Consider the following 20,149-nt stretch of genomic DNA (forward strand, 5'->3'; position numbering starts at 1 on the left):
GGCAAGCCCGCTCCTACATTTGATCTTTGTTACTCCAGTGGCATCACCGTTACCCGAACTTCCGGATCGTGATTGCCCCCGCCCAGAATCACCCCCCGCAATGGCGACACATCAGAAAAATCCCGGCCCCAGGCCAGGGTGATGTGCTCCAGCGCCGGTTGCACATTGTTGGTCGGATCGAAATCCACCCACCCCAGCACCGGGCAAAACACCGAGACCCAGGCGTGGGACGCATCAGCACCGATTAGCCGTGGCTGACCCGGCGGTGGCTGGGTCAGCAGGTAGCCGCTGATGTACCGCGCCGCCAATCCACGGGACCGTACGCAAGCGAGCATCAGGTGGGCAAAGTCCTGGCAGACCCCGCGTCGGCGCTCCAGCACCTCCACCAGCGGCGTCGCCACCTGGGTCGCTTCGGCATCGAAGGTGAACTCGCTGAAGATTTTCTCCATCAGCGCCTGCACGCCGAGCAACAACGCTCGACCGGGCGGAAAACAGCTTTGCGAAAACTCGACGAAGTTTTTCTTCAAATGCACATACGGCGATTCAAACCGGTATCGGCAGGCCTCGAGTAGCTCGGGCGACAGCGGTTGGCTGCTGTAGGTCAGCGCGCTTCGGGTCTGTTCCCACGCTGGTGACCGATTGAAGTCCAACGCAGGTCGGGGCAGCACTTCAATGGTCAGGCTGGCGTTGACCAGCAATTCATCGTGGGGACGCTCGAACGCCAGCCGGGTCAGCGGATTGCCGAATACATCCAGTTCATCGCGACGCGAGGTCGGCTGCGGACTGATCTGCAATTGCCGGTCGGTGCAGCGCTGCCAGGCACAAGGCCGCGGCCACAAATGCGCCAATTGCTGGGCCAGGGACACCGGGCTGTCATAGTGATAATGGGTGTCGTGGAAAATCTGGTAGTGGGCGCTCATCAGACGGACACCGTGCGCTGGCTGACATCGTCGACATGGGCGAAATGCCGCAGCGCCAGGCGATCGGAAACTTGCCCGCTGGCGTCGGCGATCTCCTGCAACAGCGCGGCCAGCCCCTCGATGGCGGCGCGAACACTCGCGTCGCCGAACAGCGGGTTTTCCAGGCAGCCCAGATCGAATCGCGCCAGACGCTCGACCAATTGCGGCAGCGCCGTTTCGCGCGGCACGCCAAAGTCGTCGTTGAGGCGCTTGAGGGTGCGGGTCACCAGTTTCAACTGGAACAACACGGCGTGAGGGTTCTGCTCGTCGAGCAACAACAAGTCGAGCACCGGGATCATCTGTGCCACCGCCAGGTATCGAGAACGATAGGTGATACTGCTGTTGCCCAGTTCCAGCAACCACTCCAGGCCGGCCTGATCGAAAGCCCCGGCGCCCCGCAGGAACGCCGCCAGGCTGCCGCTGAGAAACTGCAGACGCTCGAGCCGCCGGCCAATCATCAGGAAACGCCAGCCTTCGTCCCGGGTCATGTCGTCCAGGGCAAAGCCGGACAGTGCCGCCAGGGACATCACCAGACGGTTGAGGAAATCCAGCAACTCGCCGAAATCCGGCTCTTCGGTTTCCAGCTCCATGGCTTCACGCTGCAACTCCACCAGTGCCTGCCAGTTTTCCCGCGAGAGTTTGCCGCGTACCTGTGAAGCAGCCCACTGCAAGCGTTGCAGGTTGGAGCGCAGGCTGAACGGCCAGTCATCGCCGAGCAGCGCCGCCAACAGGCGCTCCGGCAATTCGCCCTCATCGGGTAACAACATCAGCCGTTCACCGAGATCCACCGCAGCCTGCAGGGCTTGCGGGTCGTCGCCGTCGACATAGCGCGCCAGCATGATGCGCAGCAAACGGGCGCTGTCGTCGCAACGCTCGCAGTAACGGCCAAACCAGAACAGGTTTTCTACCACCCGCGACGGCAGGTATGGATCGCGCCGCACCAGGTCATGCACGCCGATATTGCGCTGGGCCTTCCATTGTTCGCCGCTGGGCGCACGATCGCCCAGCACCCAGGTATCTTTACTGGCGCCGCCGCGCTGCATCGACACCACTTCGGCATCGGCTTGCGCGGCGACCCGGGTCAAGCCACCGGGCAGCACCCGGTAGCCCTCGCGGCTGGCCACCGCATACACGCGCATGCCGATGGCACGGGGCTGCAGTTGACCGTCTTCGGCTTGCCAGATCGGCGCCTGGGACAATTGCGCGAGTTCTTGTGCCACATAAGCGTAAGGCCGTGCCTGCATGCGCTCGGCGAGTTCCTGGCGCTGTTTTTCACCCAAATCACGGCCAAATACCGGTGCAAAGCTTTGGGACGGAAACGCCGGTTTGATCAGCAGCTCTGGCAGTTTTTCCAGGGCCTGGGCCAATACCGACGCTTCGCCGCACCACCAAGTGGCGATGGACGGCAGGATCAGCTCTTCGCCGAACAGGAATTGATTGATCTTCGGCAGAAACCCCAACAACCCCGGCGATTCCAGCACACCACTGCCGAGGGCGTTGGCCACCAGCACCCGCCCCTGCCGCACTGCTTCCAGCAGGCCCGGCACGCCGAGGGCTGAGTCGGTTCGCAGCTCCAGCGGGTCGCAGAAATCATCGTCGAGCCGGCGCATGATCGCGTGAACCCGGCGCAGACCACTCAGGGTCTTCAGGTAGACCGTCGCATCGCGCACTGTGAGGTCGCCGCCCTCCACCAGTGGGTAGCCGAGCTGGCGAGCGAGGTACAGATGTTCAAAATAGCTTTCGTTGAAACGCCCTGGCGTCAGCAGCACCACCAACGGTGCGTCCCCGTCGTTCGGGGCCTGACGAGCGAGGGTTTCCTGCAAGGTGCGAAAGAACCCGGCCAGGTGCTGCACTTTCAGATCGCGGTACAGCTCGGGAAAGGCCCGGGACACAATCGTGCGGTTTTCCAGCGCATATCCGGCTCCCGAAGGCGCCTGGGTACGATCCGCCGTCACCCACCAGCGGCCATCGGGTGTGCGCGCCAGATCCACGGCATACAGATGCAGAAAGGCTCCGTCAGGCGGGCTGATGCCCTGACAGGGCCAAAGGAAGTTGTTGTGACCGAACACCAGCTCGGCGGGCAAAAGACCTTCGGCAATCAGCCGTTGCGGACCGTAAAGGTCAGCAAGCACGGCATTGAGCAACCTGGCCCGTTGCGCGATGCCGGCCGCAAGGTGCTCCCACTCCTCGGCGGCAATGACATGGGGCAGCAGGTCCAGTTCCCATGGTCGGTCAGCGCCTTTGGGATCGGCATAAACGTTATAGGTAACGCCGTTCTCCTGGATTTGCCGGGTCAGCAGGGCCTGACGCTGCACCAGTTGCGCCGGCGTGCTGCGTTGCAACTGCTCGAACAACCGGCGCCAGTGCGGGCGCACGGCGCCACTGTCGTCGAGCAGTTCGTGATAGGTGCCCGCCGTCAGCGGGTAGCGGTCTAGCAGGTCAGGCATGGAAAGCTCGGCAGACAGCAATGAACGGTCAGACTAACGCAGGCTCGTGACGCCCGGATATACGTAAAATCCGAGCGTCGCGTACGGTTTAGAAACGTCGCAAATCGAGCGTCATCGGCAGCTCGTCGCTGATTTCCAGATTGGGTATAGGAAGTTTCCCTGGCGTGTGTCCGATGCGGAAGAAGCGCGCCATTCGCCGGCTCTCCGCTTCATTGGCGTTCACCGGCAAGCTGTCGTAATTGCGCCCGCCCGGGTGGGCGACGTGGTACTGGCAGCCGCCCAACGAACGCTGCATCCAGGTATCGAGCAAGTCGAACACCAGGGGCGCGTGGACCGGGATGGTCGGTTGCAGGCAGTTGGCCGGTTGCCAGGCACGAAATCTCACGCCAGCAACGAATTCGCCTACACGCCCGGTGGGTTGCAATGGCACGGGCACGCCGTTGCAGGTCAGCAGATAACGCTGGGGCGGCAAGCCGCTGAGCTTGACCTGCAAACGCTCCAGCGACGAATCCACGTAACGCACCGTACCGCCCATGGCGCCCTCTTCGCCCAGCACGTGCCAGGGCTCGAGCGCCTGGCGCAACTCCAGCGCAATGCCACTGACGGCGTAGTCGCCAACCTTGGGAAAACGGAACTCCAGATGCGCGGCGAACCATTCGGCCCGCACCGGATAACCGGCGGCGTTGAGGTCGACGATGACATCGGCGAAGTCTTGCTCGATAAAGTGCGGCAACAGGAAGCGATCGTGCAGCTCCGTACCCCAGCGCGCCAGTTTCGGCGGCGCATAGGGCTCGCGCCAGAACCGCGCGACCAGCGCCCGCAGCAACAATTGTTGCGCCAGGCTCATGCGGGCATGGGGCGGCATCTCGAATGCACGCAGCTCCAACAATCCGAGGCGCCCGGTGGCACCGTCCGGCGAATAGAGTTTGTCGATGCAGAACTCGGCGCGGTGGGTGTTACCGGTCACATCGATCAGCAGATTGCGCAGCAGTCGATCCACCAGCCATGGCGGGCATTCCTCACCCGCTTCAGGCATTTGTGCGAAAGCAATTTCCAGTTCGTACAAGGCATCGTTGCGTGCTTCATCGACACGGGGCGCCTGGGACGTCGGGCCGATGAACAATCCGGAAAACAGGTAGGACAGCGACGGATGGTTGTGCCAGTAGCTGATCAGGCTGCGCAGCAGATCCGGGCGACGTAGAAACGGCGAGTCCCCCGGGGTCGCGCCACCCAGCACGAAATGGTTACCGCCGCCCGTGCCGGTATGCCGGCCGTCGATCATGAATTTCTCGGTGGTCAGCCGGGTCTGGCGTGCTTCTTCGTAGAGGAATTCGGTGCGTTCGACCAACTCATCCCAGGTCGCGGACGGCTGCACATTGACCTCGATCACCCCCGGATCCGGGGTAATGCGAAAGTTGCTCAGGCGTGGGTCGCTCGGCGGCTCGTAGCCCTCAAGCAACACCGGGCACAGCAACTCTTCGGCGGTGGCTTCGATGGCAGCGACCAGTTCGAGGTAATCCTCGACCCGCTCCAGCGGCGGCATGAACAGGTACAACCGGCCTTCCCGCGCTTCGGCGCAGAAGGCAGTACGGGTCAGCCAGTCGGCGGATTCGTCGAGCTTCGGCGCGCGCTCTTGTACCTCGGCAGCTTCGCTTTGGCTTTGCAGTTGCGCAGTGTCGGGCAGCGGCGGGAAGTCTTGATTCGGGTCTTGCGGATGAATGAACGGATATTCCGCCGCTTTCACCCAAGGCTGCGACCCCAGCGGCAAGCGATAACCCAGCGGCGAGTCCCCCGGCACCAGGCGGCAGTGCTCGTCGCGCAGATACCAGCGCCCGCTCTGCCACTGGTCGCCCTTGGCGGTGCGCGCCAGCGGCAGGACCTGGCCGATGACCTTGTCCAGCCCCTGGCTGAATACTTTGCGCAGGCGTGCCCGTTCCAGGGGTTCTTCCAGACGCGAGTCTTCGGCGCTGACGTTTTGCGGCAACAGCCCTTCGCGCCAGAGGTAATAAAAATTGTCTTCGTAGGCTGGGAACACAAAGCGTGTCGGAATCTTCAGGCGTTCGGCGACACTCGCCAAAAATCGCCCGGCAAGTGCGCCATCCGCGCCGTAGTCTTCCTGCTCGTCGGCGATCAGCGCGCTGTTGTGCCAGATCGGCACGCCGTCACGGCGCCAGTAGCAATTGAGCGACCAGCGCGGCAGTTGCTCGCCGGGGTACCACTTGCCCTGCCCGAAATGCACCAGCCCCTGGGGCGCGTAATGCTTGCGCATGCGCCGGAACAGTTCAGCAGACAACCGCCGCTTATCCGGCCCCAGTGCCGCGGTATTCCACTCGGCGCCGTCCGGATCATCGATGGACACAAAGGTCGGCTCGCCACCCATGGTCAGGCGCACATCGCCTTCCAGCAAGTCGGCATCGATCTGACGGCCCAGGGCCTGGATCGCCAGCCACTGTTCGTCGCTGTAGGGCTTGGTGACCCGCGGCGCTTCCCAAATCCGCTCCACGGACATTTCGTGGCTGAATTCGCACTCGCAGGGTTCCACCAAGCCACTGATCGGCGCCGCAGAGGACGGATCGGGACTACAGGCCAACGGAATATGCCCTTCACCGGCAAACAGCCCGGAAGTCGCATCCAGGCCGATCCAGCCGGCGCCGGGCAAATACACCTCGCACCAGGCGTGCAGGTCGGTGAAATCCACTTCGGTGCCGGAGGGACCGTCGAGACTTTTGACGTCGGCGGTCAGCTGGATCAGGTAACCCGACACGAAACGCGCCGCCAGCCCCAGGTTGCGCAGCAGTTGCACCAGCAACCAAGCGGAGTCGCGGCACGAACCGGAGGCCTGGTCGAGGGTGTGCTCAGGTGTTTGTACACCGGGCTCCATGCGGATCAGGTAGTCGATGTCTTCGCTCAGGCGCTGGTTGAGTGCGACGAGAAAATCCACGGCGGGCAACGGTGTGCGGTCGATGCCATCCAGATAGGCCTTGAACTTCGGCGTCAGGGGCAAGGTTTCCAGGTACGGCGCCAGTTCCTTGCGCTCATCGGCGGCATAGGCGAAGGGGATCTTTTCCGCATAGGGCTCGAGAAAGAAGTCGAACGGATTGAAGATCGCCATTTCTGCCAGCAGATCGACCTCGATTCGCAATTCCTCGGTTTTCTCCGGGAACACCAGCCGCGCCAGGTAATTGCCCTGAGGGTCCTGTTGCCAGTTGATGAAGTGCTGTTCGGGGGAGACTTTCAGCGCATAAGACAGAATCCGCGTGCGGCTGTGGGCGGCAGGACGCAGACGAACGATCTGCGGGCCGAGCTCGACAGCGCGGTCATAGCGGTAATGCGTGACGTGGTGCAATGCGACATGAATCGACACGGCGTGCCTCCTGCGAGCCTTGAACGTATAGGAAAGCGCGCAAGACTTATGCCATCCAGCAGCGCTGGCGCTTTCTTCGGTTGCCTGAGGCAGTACAGCACCAAAATCGGGCGATGCCGGAAAATGGTTTGGAGCAATTGCACGAATATGTCGCAAAGATCAAAAGATCGTCCGAAGGCTCGGGCCGCGTTCGGACGATCTTTTGATCTTCTGGTGAAATGCAAAAACGCCAACCCGAAGGTTGGCGTTCTGTTCAGCTCAAGCGCGGCTTAGCGCGGCACGACCGGCTTGCGGGTCGGCTTGGGGCCTTTGCCCTTGGCCGCGTCCTTGCGTTCCTTGGCCGCTTGCTGGTTGCGGGCGAACGCCGCAGCCTTGGCCTGTTCACGCTTGTCCCACGGGTTGCCGCCATCGCTGGCACGTGGTGGCAGGCCGGTATGCTGGGTCAGGATCTTGGTGGTCTTTTCCCCTGCAACCTTGTGGCTGCCGGCCGGCGTCGAGTTCTTGCGACGGGCGCTCTGGTAGCTGTCGGTCGACGGCTGGTGCAAAGGAATCAGCTGGTTCTTGCCCGGCCCGATCAGGTCGGCGCGGCCCATGCGGGTCAGGGCCTCACGCAGCATCGGCCAGCCTTTCGGGTCGTGATAACGCAAGAACGCCTTGTGCAGACGACGCTGCTCTTCGCTCTTGACGATGGTCACCGCGTCACTCTTGTAGGTGACCTTGCGCAGTGGGTTCTTGCCCGAGTGGTACATCGCGGTGGCGGTGGCCATCGGCGACGGGTAGAACGCCTGCACCTGGTCGGCACGGAAGCCGTTGCCCTTGAGCCACAGGGCCAGGTTCATCATGTCTTCGTCGGTGGTGCCCGGGTGCGCCGCGATGAAGTAAGGAATCAGGTACTGCTCTTTGCCCGCTTCCTTGGAGTACTTCTCGAACATGCGCTTGAACTTGTCATAGCTGCCGATGCCCGGTTTCATCATCTGGTTGAGCGGACCTTCCTCGGTATGTTCCGGGGCGATCTTCAGGTAGCCACCGACGTGGTGAGTCACCAGCTCCTTGACGTATTCCGGCGACTCGACCGCGAGGTCGTAGCGCAGGCCGGATGCGATCAGGATCTTCTTCACACCCGGCAATTCACGGGCACTGCGGTACAGCTGGATCAGCGCCGAGTGGTCGGTGTTCAGGTTCGGGCAGATGCCGGGGAACACGCACGATGGCTTGCGGCACGCGGATTCGATTTCCGGGCTCTTGCAGGCAATGCGGTACATGTTCGCGGTCGGGCCGCCAAGGTCGGAGATCACGCCAGTAAAACCGGGAACCTTGTCACGAATTTCTTCGATTTCACGAATGATCGATTCATGGGAACGGTTCTGGATGATCCGGCCTTCGTGCTCGGTGATCGAGCAGAAGGTGCAGCCGCCGAAGCAGCCACGCATGATGTTCACCGAGAAGCGGATCATGTCGTAGGCAGGAATTTTTTCCTTGCCATACGCCGGGTGCGGAACACGGGCGTAAGGCATGCCGAACACGTAGTCCATTTCTTCGGTAGTCATCGGAATCGGTGGCGGGTTGAACCAGACGTCCACTTCGCCATGCTTCTGCACCAGCGCACGGGCGTTGCCCGGGTTGGTTTCCAGGTGCAGCACGCGGTTGGCGTGAGCGTAGAGCACCGCATCGTTGCGGACTTTTTCCACCGACGGCAGACGGATCACGGTCTTGTCGCGGGTCATGCGCGGGCTGGCCAGGATCTGCACGACCTTGGCTTCCTGCGGATCTTCAACCGGACCCTTTTCCTGCTCGATGGCGCAGGCCTGGGTGTCCTGGGTGTTCACGTACGGGTTGATGATCTTGTCGATCTTGCCCGGACGGTCGATGCGCGTTGAGTCGACTTCGTACCAGCCTTGTGGCGTGTCACGACGGATGAACGCGGTGCCGCGCACGTCGGTGATGTCTTCGATCTTGTGACCGTAGGACAGACGCTGGGCGACCTCGACGATGGCCCGCTCGGCGTTGCCGTAAAGCAGGATGTCGGCGCTGGCGTCGATCAGGATCGAGTTGCGCACACGGTCCTGCCAGTAGTCGTAGTGGGCGATGCGGCGCAGGGACGCTTCGATGCCGCCGAGCACGATCGGCACGTGCTTGTAGGCTTCCTTGCAGCGCTGGCTGTAAACCAGGCTGGCGCGGTCAGGACGCTTGCCTGCCAGGCCACCCGGCGTGTAGGCGTCGTCGGAACGGATTTTCTTGTCCGCGGTGTAGCGGTTGATCATCGAGTCCATGTTGCCGGCCGCGACACCGAAGAACAGGTTCGGCTCACCGAGCTTCATGAAGTCGTCTTTGGACTGCCAGTTCGGCTGGGCAATGATCCCGACGCGGAAACCCTGGGACTCCAGCAACCGGCCGATGATCGCCATGCCGAACGACGGGTGATCGACGTAGGCATCACCGGTGACGATGATGATGTCGCAGGAATCCCAGCCAAGCTGATCCATCTCCTCCCTGCTCATGGGCAGGAATGGCGCTGGCCCGAAACATTCGGCCCAGTACTTGGGATAGTCAAATAACGGCTTGGCTGCTTGCATGTCGATAACCGGTGTTGGCTTTCATTGAATTTCGCGGGCGCGGAATATAGCACAAATTTTGACCAATTCCGATGGCTATGGTCGGAAATTGGTGTACCGAATAACTTACTCGTCGTCGAAGTTGTAACTACCCGGCGCCAGGTTTTCGAAGCGGGTGTACTTGCCGATGAACGCCAGACGTGACGTACCGATCGGGCCGTTACGCTGTTTACCGATGATGATTTCAGCGATGCCTTTATGCTCGGTTTCCGGGTGATACACCTCATCCCGGTACACGAACATAATCACGTCAGCATCCTGCTCGATCGCTCCGGATTCCCGCAAGTCGGAGTTGATCGGGCGTTTGTTCGGTCGCTGCTCCAGGGAGCGGTTGAGCTGGGACAATGCCACTACCGGGCAGTTGAATTCCTTGGCCAGTGCCTTCAAGGAACGGGAGATCTCGGAAATCTCGTTGGTCCGATTGTCGCCGCCTGAACCTGGAATCTGCATCAATTGCAGGTAGTCGATCATGATCAGGCCGACATCGCCATGCTCACGGACCAGACGTCGGGTTCGGGCGCGCATTTCCGACGGGCTGATGCCGGCGGTATCGTCGATGAACAGCTTGCGGTCATTGAGCAGGTTGACCGCCGAGGTCAGACGCGGCCAATCATCGTCCTCCAGCTGACCGGAACGAACCTTGGTCTGGTCGATCCGCCCCAGGGACGACAACATACGCATGATCAGCGACTCGCCTGGCATCTCGAGCGAGTAAACCAGTACGCACTTGTCGCTGCGCAACACGGCGTTTTCCACCAGGTTCATCGCAAAGGTGGTTTTACCCATGGACGGACGGCCGGCAACGATGATCAAGTCGGCAGGTTGCAGGCCGCTGGTTTTCTCGTCGAGGTCAGTGTAGCCAGTAGAAAGCCCGGTGATAGCGTTGTCAGTATTGAACAAGGTGTCGATGCGGTCGATGGCCTTGGTCAGGAGGTCGTTGACACCTACCGGGCCGCCGGTTTTTGGCCGGGCCTCGGCGATCTGGAAGATCTGCCGTTCGGCTTCGTCGAGAATCTCTTCAGCCGTACGACCTTCCGGGTTGAAGGCGCTGTCGGCAATCTCCGTGGCTATGCCGATCAACTGCCGCAAGGTAGCCCGTGCGCGAACAATCTGTGCATAGGCCTTGATGTTGGCGACGGACGGGGTGTTTTTCGCCAGTTCGCCCAAGTAACCGAGACCGCCGACCTGTGAAGTCTGACCTTCCTTGTCCAGTTGTTCGGACAGGGTCACGACGTCGATCGGCATGTTCTGATCGGCCAGCTTGGCGATCGCGCGGAAGATCAGACGGTGGTCATGTCGATAGAAATCGCCGTCGGAGACTTGATCGAGCACACGCTCCCAGGCGTTGTTGTCCAGCATCAGACCACCGAGTACAGCCTGTTCGGCTTCGATGGAATGCGGCGGCACTTTCAGCGCGGCGGTTTGCAGATCGTATTGCTCAGGAGCGGAGATATCGTTCATGGCCACTTGATTCTTGGTGATAAAAAGCAGGGGTTTCAGAAAGACAAAGGGCACGACCTGTAAACAGGATCGTGCCCGATGTTACCGACAAGCACCCGAGGGTGCCAGCCGACAAGTGCTGCTTAAGCTGCTACCACGACAACGCGTACGGTGGCTTCAACTTCAGCGTGCAGGTGCACGGCTACGTCGAATTCGCCTACGTTGCGGATGGTGCCGTTCGGCAGACGAACTTCGCTCTTCTGCACTTCAACGCCGGAGGCGGTCAGTGCGTCAGCGATGTCGTGAGTACCGATCGAACCGAACAGCTTGCCTTCGTCGCCAGCGGTGGCAGTGATGGTCACTTCCAGCTCGGCCAGTTGGGCAGCGCGGCTTTCAGCCGACGATTTACGATCTGCTGCAGCTTTTTCCAGCTCAGCGCGACGCTCTTCGAACGCAGCCAGGTTGGCTGGGGTCGCAGCGGTAGCTTTGCCGTAAGGCAGCAGGTAGTTACGACCGTAACCAGCCTTAACGTTCACTTTGTCACCCAGGTTGCCCAGGTTGGTGACTTTTTCCAGAAGGATCAGTTGCATGTGAAAATCCTCTTAACTTTTAACCTTCACCGTTCGCGTTATCGGCATCTTTCGGTGCCGAACGACCGCGAAAATCAATCAGGCTGTCGACGATGGCCAAGACCACCAGCAACGGATAGATCAGTTGCATGAACAGCAACAGCGTCACGTACAACCCCACCAGCCAGAACCTGGCCAGTCGCTTCTGCGCCACCAGCCCGTGAATCAGGGCCAGCCCGGCGAACACCAGCGGTACGCTGCACAACGGCGTCAACATGGCCATCTGCGGACCGATGTTCGGCCCCAGAAGCATGCACGCCAGCAGCAACATCGCCGGCAACAGCGGGAAGCGGATGGCGCGAAACTCGCGACCAAAACCGCCCGGGTTGTACAACAACGCCTGCCAGTAACGCCCGACAAGCAGGCTCAGCAAGCTGACGATTTGCAACAACGCCGCAATCAGGCCGGTCAGGACCGGTGCAATCAGGGACGCGAAACGCGCTTGTTCGTCTACCGACAACTTCTGGTAGACATCGCCGAGTAGCGACGGCATGACTTTGATCAAAGCCTGCGCCAGCATCTCGATCTGGGGAGCAAAAGCTGTCCCCAACACCACTGAAAACACCACTCCCATCGCTATGCTGACCAGCAGCACGCGGTTCCAGGACTCGCTTGCGCGCAAAACCAACGCAAGGCTCGCAGACCCCAGCAGCACCAGAAGTGCCCGTGGGTCGTCGGAGTAAAGCCACCAGGCCAATGCCGGCAGCAGCCCCAGAGCAAGAACGCCCAAGGCGTCCCTCAATCCGCGCCGCAGGAGCACAAGGCATCCGGCGGCAGCACCCAACCAATACAACAACGGCATCGCCGCGCATCCAGCCACTACGAGAGTGGCCTGCATACGGCCGCGCATGATGAACTCAGCTATGGCCCGCATGCATTCAATCCTTTGCTACGTGTCGACTGCCCGGTCTCAGCGGCCGTGGCTGTCGGTGTAGGCCAGCAGGGCCAGGAAGCGGGCGCGCTTGATAGCGGTGGCCAGCTGACGCTGATAACGAGCTTTGGTACCGGTGATGCGGCTTGGAACGATTTTGCCGGTCTCGGATACGTAGGCTTTCAGAGTGTTGAGATCTTTGTAATCGATCTCTTTCACGTCTTCAGCGGTGAAGCGGCAGAATTTACGACGACGGAAGAAACGTGCCATGTAATTGGCTCCTTAAAAGGTCCGTGGATTACTCGTCAGCGTTATCGCTGTTGTCGCTGTCATCACTATCAGCGCTTTCGGCGCCTTCGTGCTCAGGACGGTCGCGACGCTCACGGCGCTCACTGCGGTTTTCTTCAGCCTTGAGCATCTCGGACTGGCCGGTAACGGCTTCGTCGCGACGGATGACCAGGTTACGGATCACTGCATCGTTGTAGCGGAAGTTGTCTTCCAGCTCGGCCAGGGCCTTGCCAGTGCACTCAACGTTCAGCATCACGTAGTGAGCCTTGTGAACATTGTTGATTGCGTAGGCCAGTTGACGACGGCCCCAATCTTCCAGACGGTGGATTTTGCCGCCGTCTTCTTCGATCAGCTTGGTGTAACGCTCAACCATGCCGCCGACTTGCTCGCTTTGATCCGGGTGGACCAAAAAGATGATTTCGTAATGACGCATGAATGCTCCTTACGGGTTGTAGCCTGCCGCTCAAAAGCGGTCAGACAAGGAGTGAATGACACTTATGGACTTGCGGACGCTAGACACGTTGGTGCCTGCCATCACAGCAAGGGGCGCAATTGTAGAGAAGGGGCGAGGGAGGCGCAAGGTAATTGGTGATTAATTGAACAACCACCAACTCATGCCACACCACAAAACACTGTAGGAGCGGGCTTGCCCGCGAAAGCGGCATTCCATCCGGCATCGTTGCTGAATGTTGCTGCGCTTTCGCTGGCAAGCCAGCTCCTACATTGGATGTGCGTTCAGCTTAGGGCTTTTTGACGGCAGCCTTGGCTTTGACACTGCGCTGACGCTGCGCTTCGAACAGGCATACACCCGTCGCTACGGAAACGTTGAGACTGCTGACGCTACCGGCCATCGGCAGGTTCACCAGGTAGTCGCAATGCTCGCGGGTCAGGCGACGCATGCCCTTGCCTTCGGCGCCCATGATCAGGATGGTCGGGCCGGTCAGATCCTGGTCATACAGGCTGACCTCAGCCTCACCGGCCGTACCGACAACCCACAAGCCGCGCTGCTGGAGCTTTTCCAGGGTGCGCGCCAGGTTGGTCACGGCAACCAGCGGAATCACTTCCGCCGCACCGCAGGCGATTTTTCGTACAACCGGAGTCAGGGTCGCCGACTTGTCCTTCGGCACGATCACTGCCAGCGCGCCCGCCGCATCGGCCGAACGCAGGCAGGCGCCGAGATTGTGCGGATCGGTCACGCCGTCGAGCACCAGCAACAACGGCGCGCCGTCGGTGCGATCGAGCAATTCGTCGAGCATCGCCTCGCCCCAGACCTGGCTCGGACTCACGTCCGCGACCACACCCTGGTGCACGCCTTCAACCCAGGCATCCATTTCGCGGCGCTCGGCCTGACCGACCTGGACCCGGTTTTCGTTGGCCAGCTCGATCAGTGTCTGGACCCGAGGGTCATTGCGACCTTCGGCCAACCAGATCTGCTTCACGCGTTTCGGGTGGTGACGCAACAACGCTTCTACAGCATGTACGCCGTAGATCTTTTCCAACTGACTCATGGCTTGGCCTTAGGTTTACGCGCCCCGCCACTCTTGGCTGGAGCCGAGCCCGCTTTTGGCGGGCCTTTACGATGTTTGCTCGGTTTGGCTGGCTTGCCGCCGGCAGCCTTTTCAGGCGCCGACCGTCCGGTCTTTCCCGTAGACGCCGCTTTACCGCCGCTTTTCGCGCCGGCGAGCAACGCCTGCTTCATTTCACGGCTCTTGCGCACTTCAGCGTTTTTCGCCGCTGCATCGCTCGGGCGATAGGCCTCGACCGCCTTTTCCTTGGCAGGACGACGACCGGTTTTCGCCGGGGCCGGTTCTGCGACTGTTTTTGTAGAGAGGGCCGCAGGTGCTGCCGCTTCCGTGCCACGTTTTTTGCGGCCGATCGGTGCGCTGATGGTTTTTTCGGCCATCTCGAAGTCGATCTTGCGTTCGTCGAGGTCGACGCGCATGACCCGCACTTCCACAGTGTCGCCCAAGCGGAAGCTGCGACCGGTACGCTCACCGGCCAGGCGGTGGTGCACAGGATCGAAGTGGTAGTAATCGCCAGGCAGCGCGGTGACGTGCACCAGGCCTTCGACGTAGATATCGGTCAGTTCGACGAACAGACCAAAACCGGTCACGGCGGTGATCACACCCGGGAACGATTCGCCCACGCGGTCCTTCATGAACTCGCACTTGAGCCAGTTCACCACATCGCGGGTCGCTTCGTCGGCACGGCGCTCGCTCATCGAGCACTGCTCGCCGAGTTGCTCCAGGGCCGCCTCGTCGTACGGATAGATGCGCGCTTTCGGAATGGTCATCGCACCGGCACGGCGAACGTGCGGGGTGTTCTGCTTCGAATGGATCACGCTGCGAATCGCCCGGTGTGTGAGCAAGTCCGGGTAGCGGCTGATCGGCGAGGTGAAGTGGGTGTAAGCCTCATAATTCAGGCCGAAGTGGCCCTGGTTATCGGCGCTGTACACCGCCTGGCTCAACGAACGCAGCATGACGGTCTGGATCAGGTGGAAATCCGGACGATCCTTGATACCAGCCAGCAGTGCCTGGTAATCCTTCGGTGACGGGCCGTCCTTGCCTTTGTGCAGGGACAGGCCGAGCTCGCCAAGGAACGCGCGCAGTTTTTCCAGGCGCTCCGGCGGCGGGCCGTCGTGAACGCGGTACAACGCAGGGATTTCGTGTTTCTTCAGGAACTCGGCGGTGGCCACGTTGGCCGCCAGCATGCATTCCTCGATCAGCTTGTGCGCGTCATTGCGGATTGTCGGACGGATTTCGGCGATCTTGCGCTCGGAGCCGAAGATGATCCGGGTTTCCTGGGTTTCGAAATCGATCGCGCCACGCACATGACGAGCCGCCAGCAACACCTTGTACAGCGAGTACAGCTGCTTGAGGTGCGGCACCACGTCGGTGTATTCGCCGCGCAGCTTGCGCGCCTCGGTCGCCTTCGGCGTTTCGAGCATGGCACTGACCTTGTTGTAGGTCAGGCGCGCATGGGAGTGGATCACCGCTTCGTAGAAACAGTAGTCGGTCATTTCGCCGGATTTGGAGATGGTCATCTCGCAAACCATGGCCAGGCGGTCGACCTGCGGGTTCAGCGAGCACAAGCCGTTGGACAGCTGCTCAGGCAGCATCGGAATCACGCGCTCGGGGAAGTACACCGAGTTGCCGCGAACCTGCGCTTCGGCATCGAGTGCCGAACCGAGCTTCACGTAACTGGATACGTCGGCAATCGCCACGTACAACTTCCAGCCGCCCGAGAACAGGCGCAGCTTGCCCGGACGGGCTTCGCAATAGACCGCATCGTCGAAGTCGCGGGCATCTTCGCCGTCGATGGTGACGAACGGCAGATGACGCAAGTCGATGCGTTTCTCTTTGTCTTTCTCTTCGACTTCCGGCTTGAGCTTGCCGGCTTCCTTGAGCACGGCATCAGGCCAGACGTGAGGAATGTCGTAGGTACGCAGGGCGACATCGATTTCCATGCCCGGCGCCATGTAGTTGCCCACGACTTCAACCACGTCGCCTTGCGGCTGGAAGCGTGGCGTCGGCCAGTGAGTGATCTTCACTTCGACGAACTGACCGATCTGCGCGTTGGCGTTACGACCCGGCGTCACCAGCACTTCCTGCTGGATCTTCGGATTGTCGGCAACCACGAAACCGATGCCACCCTCTTCGAAATAGCGGCCGACGATGGTTTCGTGAGCGCGGGACACCACCTCGACGATCATGCCTTCGCGGCGACCACGACGGTCAAGGCCAGATACACGGGCCAGCGCACGGTCACCATCGAACACCAGGCGCATCTGCGCCGGGCTCATGAACAGATCGTCACTGCCGTCGTCCGGCACCAGGAAGCCGAAGCCATCACGGTGACCGCTGACGCGACCCAGGATCAGGTCGAGCTTGTCCACCGGCGCATAAGTGCCGCGACGGGTATAGATGAGTTGAGCATCGCGCTCCATGGCGCGCAGACGGCGGCGCAGGGCTTCGATCTGGTCTTCTGTGGTCAGACCAAACTCTTCGACCAGTTGCTCGCGGTTAGCAGGCGAACCTCGATCAGCAAGGTGCTGAAGGATCAGTTCACGGCTAGGAATAGGGTTTTCATATTTTTCCGCTTCACGAGCGGCCTCGGGATCGAGGGACTGCCAATCGGCCATTAGAGAGTTTTCACCTTGTCTATATGCGGGTTAGTTTGGCATAGGCGTAATGAAACGGGAAATTTCAGGCTAAGACGCCCCATCTAAAGCCCTGTATCGACACCGCAAAGCTGTTTTGAAGACCGCTGGCGAAATTTTCCAGGTTTTTTTGATGTCGGGGGTTTACAGTTAAAAAGACGCTCCGTATAGTGCGCGCCATCGACGACGGAGACGTTGCCGATACTGCCCAGATGGTGAAATTGGTAGACACGCCAGCTTCAGGTGCTGGTGACCGCAAGGTCGTGGAAGTTCGAGTCTTCTTCTGGGCACCACTTTCGAGCTTGAGATTAGATGAATTTCAAGGCTCACACAAAAACCCGCGAAAGCGGGTTTTTGCATTCTGGGCCACTGGTTTATTAATTTTAAAATCAGGGGTTTACAGATCAAAGTGCTCTCCGTATAGTACGTCACATCAACAGCGGCAACGCTGAAGATGAATGCCCAGATGGTGAAATTGGTAGACACGCCAGCTTCAGGTGCTGGTGACCGCAAGGTCGTGGAAGTTCGAGTCTTCTTCTGGGCACCAATTCAAATTCAAGGTCACGGCCTTGAATTTCACAGAAACCCGCGAAAGCGGGTTTTTGCGTTTCTGGCCCACAAAAATCCTCGAATCTCCGTAGGAGCTGCCGAAGGCTGCGATCTGTTGATCTTAAAAATCCAAAGTCAAAAGATCGCAGCCTTCGGCAGCTCCTACCAAAGTATCGCTCACCTCACAAGGCGCATTTGAGAAACAATATCGTTTATCATTGTTGCAAGTTTTTGCAATGCGACAGTGAGGAACCCTGCGAATGATGTTTCGAAATACCCTGCGCCGCGGCTTGACCATTACCCTGCTAGGCCTGGCGCTCGCCACTCCCCTCACCCAAGCCGCCGATCCGGTTGCCCTGACCCTCTACAACGGTCAACACAAAGAAGTCGGCGACGCGGTCGCCAAAGCCTTCGAAGCCAAGACCGGCATCCACGTCAATGTGCGCAAAGGCAGCAGCAACCAGCTCGCCAGCCAGATCGTCGAAGAAGGCGATCGCTCCCCCGCCGACGTGATCTACACCGAAGAATCGCCACCACTGAACAAACTTGGCGAACAAGGCCTGCTGGCCAAGGCGGATGACGCCACGCTGGCCGTTCTGCCCAAGGAATACGTCGCCGGCAATGGCACCTGGATTGGCGTGACCGCCCGGGTACGCGTTGTGGCCTACAACCCGAAACTGGTCGATGAAAAAGACCTGCCGAAGTCGGTGATGGAATTCTCCAATCCAAAATGGCAAGGCAAGGTCGGCTTCGTACCCACCAGTGGTGCCTTTCAGGAACAGGCCGTTGCGATCATCAAAGTTCACGGCACGGACGCAGCCGAAGAGTGGCTGACCGGCCTGCGTGCATTCGGCAAGACCTACAGCAACAACATGGTTGCATTGAAAGCGGTGGAAAATGGCGAAGTCGCCACTGTACTGGTCAACAACTACTACTGGTTCGCCCTGCAGCGTGAAAAAGGCCAACTCGACTCGAAACTGCATTACTTCACCGGCGGCGATGTCGGTGGACTGATCACCGTGTCCAGCGCTGCCGTCCTGAAATCCAGCAAACATCCAAAACAAGCCCAGCAATTGCTCGCCTACATGGCCAGCGAGGAAGGCCAGCGCGTGATCACCCAGACCACCGCCGAATATCCGCTGCACAAAGGCATGGAGTCTGATCGTGGGCTCAAGCCATTCAGCGAACTGGAAGCACCAAAAGTCACGCCTGCCGACCTCGGCAACGCCGAAGAAGCGCTGGACCTGGAACGTGACGTTGGCCTGAATTGATGGGTGCCTCACTGTCCGCGCATCACGCGTACGCACCACGGCGCAAGCGGCCGTCTATCTGGCTGATACTGCCCGTGTTGCTGTTGGTGGTGCTCAGCCTCCTGCCTCTGCTGTACGTCGGCCTGAAAACCTGGCAGGCAGGCTGGGCAGAAGCGCTGCATTTGCTATGGCGACCTTATGTGTTCGGCTTGCTGCGCAACACACTCGCATTGATGATTGGCGTCACCGCTGCTTGCGGAGTAATCGGCCTGTCGCTGGCCTGGTTGCTGGAGCGCAGTAATCTGCCGGGCCGACGATTGTGGGGCGTGATCCTCTGCTTGCCGTTCGCCGTTCCGGCATTTGTCAGCAGCTTCACCTGGGTTTCCCTCAGCGCTCATTTCGAGGGACTTGGCGGGGCTATCCTCGTGATGAGCCTGTCCAAATACCCGCTGATTTTCCTGCCCGTGGCGGCAACGCTGCGCAACCTTGACCCGTCCCTCGAAGAGTCCGCGCGCACACTGGGGCAGAATCGTTGGGGCGTATTTTTCAAGGTCACCCTGCCCCTGCTCTGGCCTTCGCTGCTGGCGGGTTCGTTGCTGATCGCCCTGCACATGCTGGTGGAATTCGGCGCGCTGTCGATCATTGGCCTGCAAACCTTCACCACCGCGATCTATCAGCAGTTCGAACTGGAGTTCAGCAACGCCAACGCGGCGATGCTCTCCGCCGTACTGCTGATGTTGTGCCTGGCGCTGCTGTGGCTGGAGCTGCGCGTACGCGGCAAGGGTCGACACGTGCGCACCGGCCAAGGTGCGGCGCGACGCGCGGAACAGGTTCAACTGGGCCCCTGGGCCGTGGCGGGACAGCTTTATTGCCTGCTGCTGGCAATCATTGGCAGCGGGATTCCGCTGGGCATGCTGGCCTACTGGTTGGCAGTGGGATCATCGGCAGCCTTTCCCGTGGCGGCAATCGGCGAAGCATTGCTGTCATCCCTCGCACTGTCGCTGGGCGGCGCTGCGCTGTGCCTGGTGCTGGCGGTGCCGGTCGGCCTGCTGGTCGTGCGCTACAAAGGTCAACTGGCGATCTGGGCCGAGCGCCTGCCGTATCTACTGCACGCCCTGCCGGGGCTGGTCATTGCCCTGACCCTGGTGTATTTCGCCCTGCACTACGTGCCGATGCTTTACCAGACGTCCGCCTTGCTGCTGATCGCCTATGCCCTGCTGTTTCTGCCACTGGCCCAGGCGCCGATCCGCACCGCCCTGAACAAGGCGGCACCACAACTTGAGGAGGCCGCTCGCACACTGGGGGCTTCGTCATTCAGTGCCTTCTGCCGAGTGACACTGCCGATTATTTTCCCGGCGCTGGGGGCGGCTTTTGCCCTGGTGTTCCTGGATGCGATGAAGGAGCTGACGGCGACCTTGCTGTTGAGTCCAACCGGGCTGAATACACTGGCAACGGAAGTCTGGGCACATACCGCGAATGTGGAGTTTGCGGCGGCGGCGCCTTATGCGGCGTTGTTGATACTGGTGTCGGGGTTGCCGGTCTATTTGTTGACGACCCGGATGTATCTGAGCCGCTGACAAA

Annotated in this window: 13 protein-coding genes and 2 tRNA genes; 4 read left to right on the forward strand and 11 right to left on the reverse strand. The window is 60.4% G+C overall.

Annotated elements, in window-relative coordinates; genetic code table 11:
- Positions 1 to 29: 29 nt before the first annotated feature.
- From AC1D19_RS14695 to rnr, 11 genes are all read right to left on the reverse strand, one after another.
- Positions 30 to 920 carry a transglutaminase family protein gene (locus AC1D19_RS14695; protein ID WP_477763657.1) on the reverse strand — a complete coding sequence of 297 codons (891 nt, stop codon included), beginning with the start codon at positions 918 to 920 and terminating at the stop codon, positions 30 to 32.
- Positions 920 to 3,406, reverse strand: coding sequence for a circularly permuted type 2 ATP-grasp protein (locus tag AC1D19_RS14700; RefSeq protein WP_477763658.1), 2,487 nt, complete (start codon positions 3,404 to 3,406; stop codon positions 920 to 922). The genes AC1D19_RS14695 and AC1D19_RS14700 overlap by 1 nt, the downstream gene beginning before the upstream one ends.
- A gap of 88 nt (positions 3,407 to 3,494) precedes the next feature.
- Complete coding sequence (locus AC1D19_RS14705) at positions 3,495 to 6,770, reverse strand: transglutaminase family protein (protein WP_477763659.1); 3,276 nt, start codon at positions 6,768 to 6,770, stop codon at positions 3,495 to 3,497.
- Positions 6,771 to 7,039: 269 nt separating this feature from the next.
- A complete protein-coding gene (locus tag AC1D19_RS14710) occupies positions 7,040 to 9,343 on the reverse strand; it encodes a YgiQ family radical SAM protein (protein ID WP_218430973.1) in 2,304 nt (767 codons plus the stop codon).
- A gap of 105 nt (positions 9,344 to 9,448) precedes the next feature.
- Positions 9,449 to 10,843, reverse strand: a complete 1,395-nt coding sequence (dnaB, locus tag AC1D19_RS14715; protein ID WP_477753176.1) for a replicative DNA helicase — start codon at positions 10,841 to 10,843, stop codon at positions 9,449 to 9,451.
- A 122-nt stretch (positions 10,844 to 10,965) separates the two neighbouring features.
- Entirely contained in the window at positions 10,966 to 11,412 is a 447-nt protein-coding gene (gene rplI / locus AC1D19_RS14720; RefSeq protein ID WP_034149636.1) for a 50S ribosomal protein L9, read from the reverse strand.
- Between the two features lie 19 nt (positions 11,413 to 11,431).
- Positions 11,432 to 12,325, reverse strand: coding sequence for a YybS family protein (locus tag AC1D19_RS14725; protein ID WP_223462530.1), 894 nt, complete (start codon positions 12,323 to 12,325; stop codon positions 11,432 to 11,434).
- A 36-nt stretch (positions 12,326 to 12,361) separates the two neighbouring features.
- Entirely contained in the window at positions 12,362 to 12,592 is a 231-nt protein-coding gene (gene rpsR / locus AC1D19_RS14730) for a 30S ribosomal protein S18 (RefSeq protein WP_002551829.1), read from the reverse strand.
- 28 nt (positions 12,593 to 12,620) lie between these two features.
- Entirely contained in the window at positions 12,621 to 13,043 is a 423-nt protein-coding gene (gene rpsF, locus AC1D19_RS14735; RefSeq protein WP_008048087.1) for a 30S ribosomal protein S6, read from the reverse strand.
- 307 nt (positions 13,044 to 13,350) lie between these two features.
- A complete protein-coding gene (gene rlmB / locus AC1D19_RS14740; RefSeq protein WP_110661045.1) occupies positions 13,351 to 14,118 on the reverse strand; it encodes a 23S rRNA (guanosine(2251)-2'-O)-methyltransferase RlmB in 768 nt (255 codons plus the stop codon).
- Complete coding sequence (gene rnr / locus AC1D19_RS14745; RefSeq protein ID WP_477763660.1) at positions 14,115 to 16,751, reverse strand: ribonuclease R; 2,637 nt, start codon at positions 16,749 to 16,751, stop codon at positions 14,115 to 14,117. Before rnr ends, rlmB begins: the two co-directional genes overlap by 4 nt.
- Positions 16,752 to 16,975: 224 nt before the next feature.
- Here rnr and AC1D19_RS14750 point away from each other — a divergent pair.
- The 4 genes from AC1D19_RS14750 to AC1D19_RS14765 all read left to right on the forward strand — a co-directional run bounded on the left by AC1D19_RS14750 (position 16,976) and on the right by AC1D19_RS14765 (position 20,145).
- Positions 16,976 to 17,062: transfer RNA gene (locus AC1D19_RS14750), tRNA-Leu, on the forward strand.
- A 167-nt stretch (positions 17,063 to 17,229) separates the two neighbouring features.
- Positions 17,230 to 17,316: transfer RNA gene (locus tag AC1D19_RS14755), tRNA-Leu, on the forward strand.
- Between the two features lie 262 nt (positions 17,317 to 17,578).
- Positions 17,579 to 18,589: an extracellular solute-binding protein gene (locus tag AC1D19_RS14760; RefSeq protein ID WP_477763661.1), complete on the forward strand. Its 1,011-nt coding sequence runs from the start codon at positions 17,579 to 17,581 to the stop codon at positions 18,587 to 18,589.
- Positions 18,589 to 20,145: an ABC transporter permease gene (locus tag AC1D19_RS14765; protein ID WP_477763662.1), complete on the forward strand. Its 1,557-nt coding sequence runs from the start codon at positions 18,589 to 18,591 to the stop codon at positions 20,143 to 20,145. The genes AC1D19_RS14760 and AC1D19_RS14765 overlap by 1 nt, the downstream gene beginning before the upstream one ends.
- The last annotated feature ends 4 nt before the right edge of the window (positions 20,146 to 20,149 follow it).

The organism is Pseudomonas sp. P1_C12, from assembly GCF_056406435.1.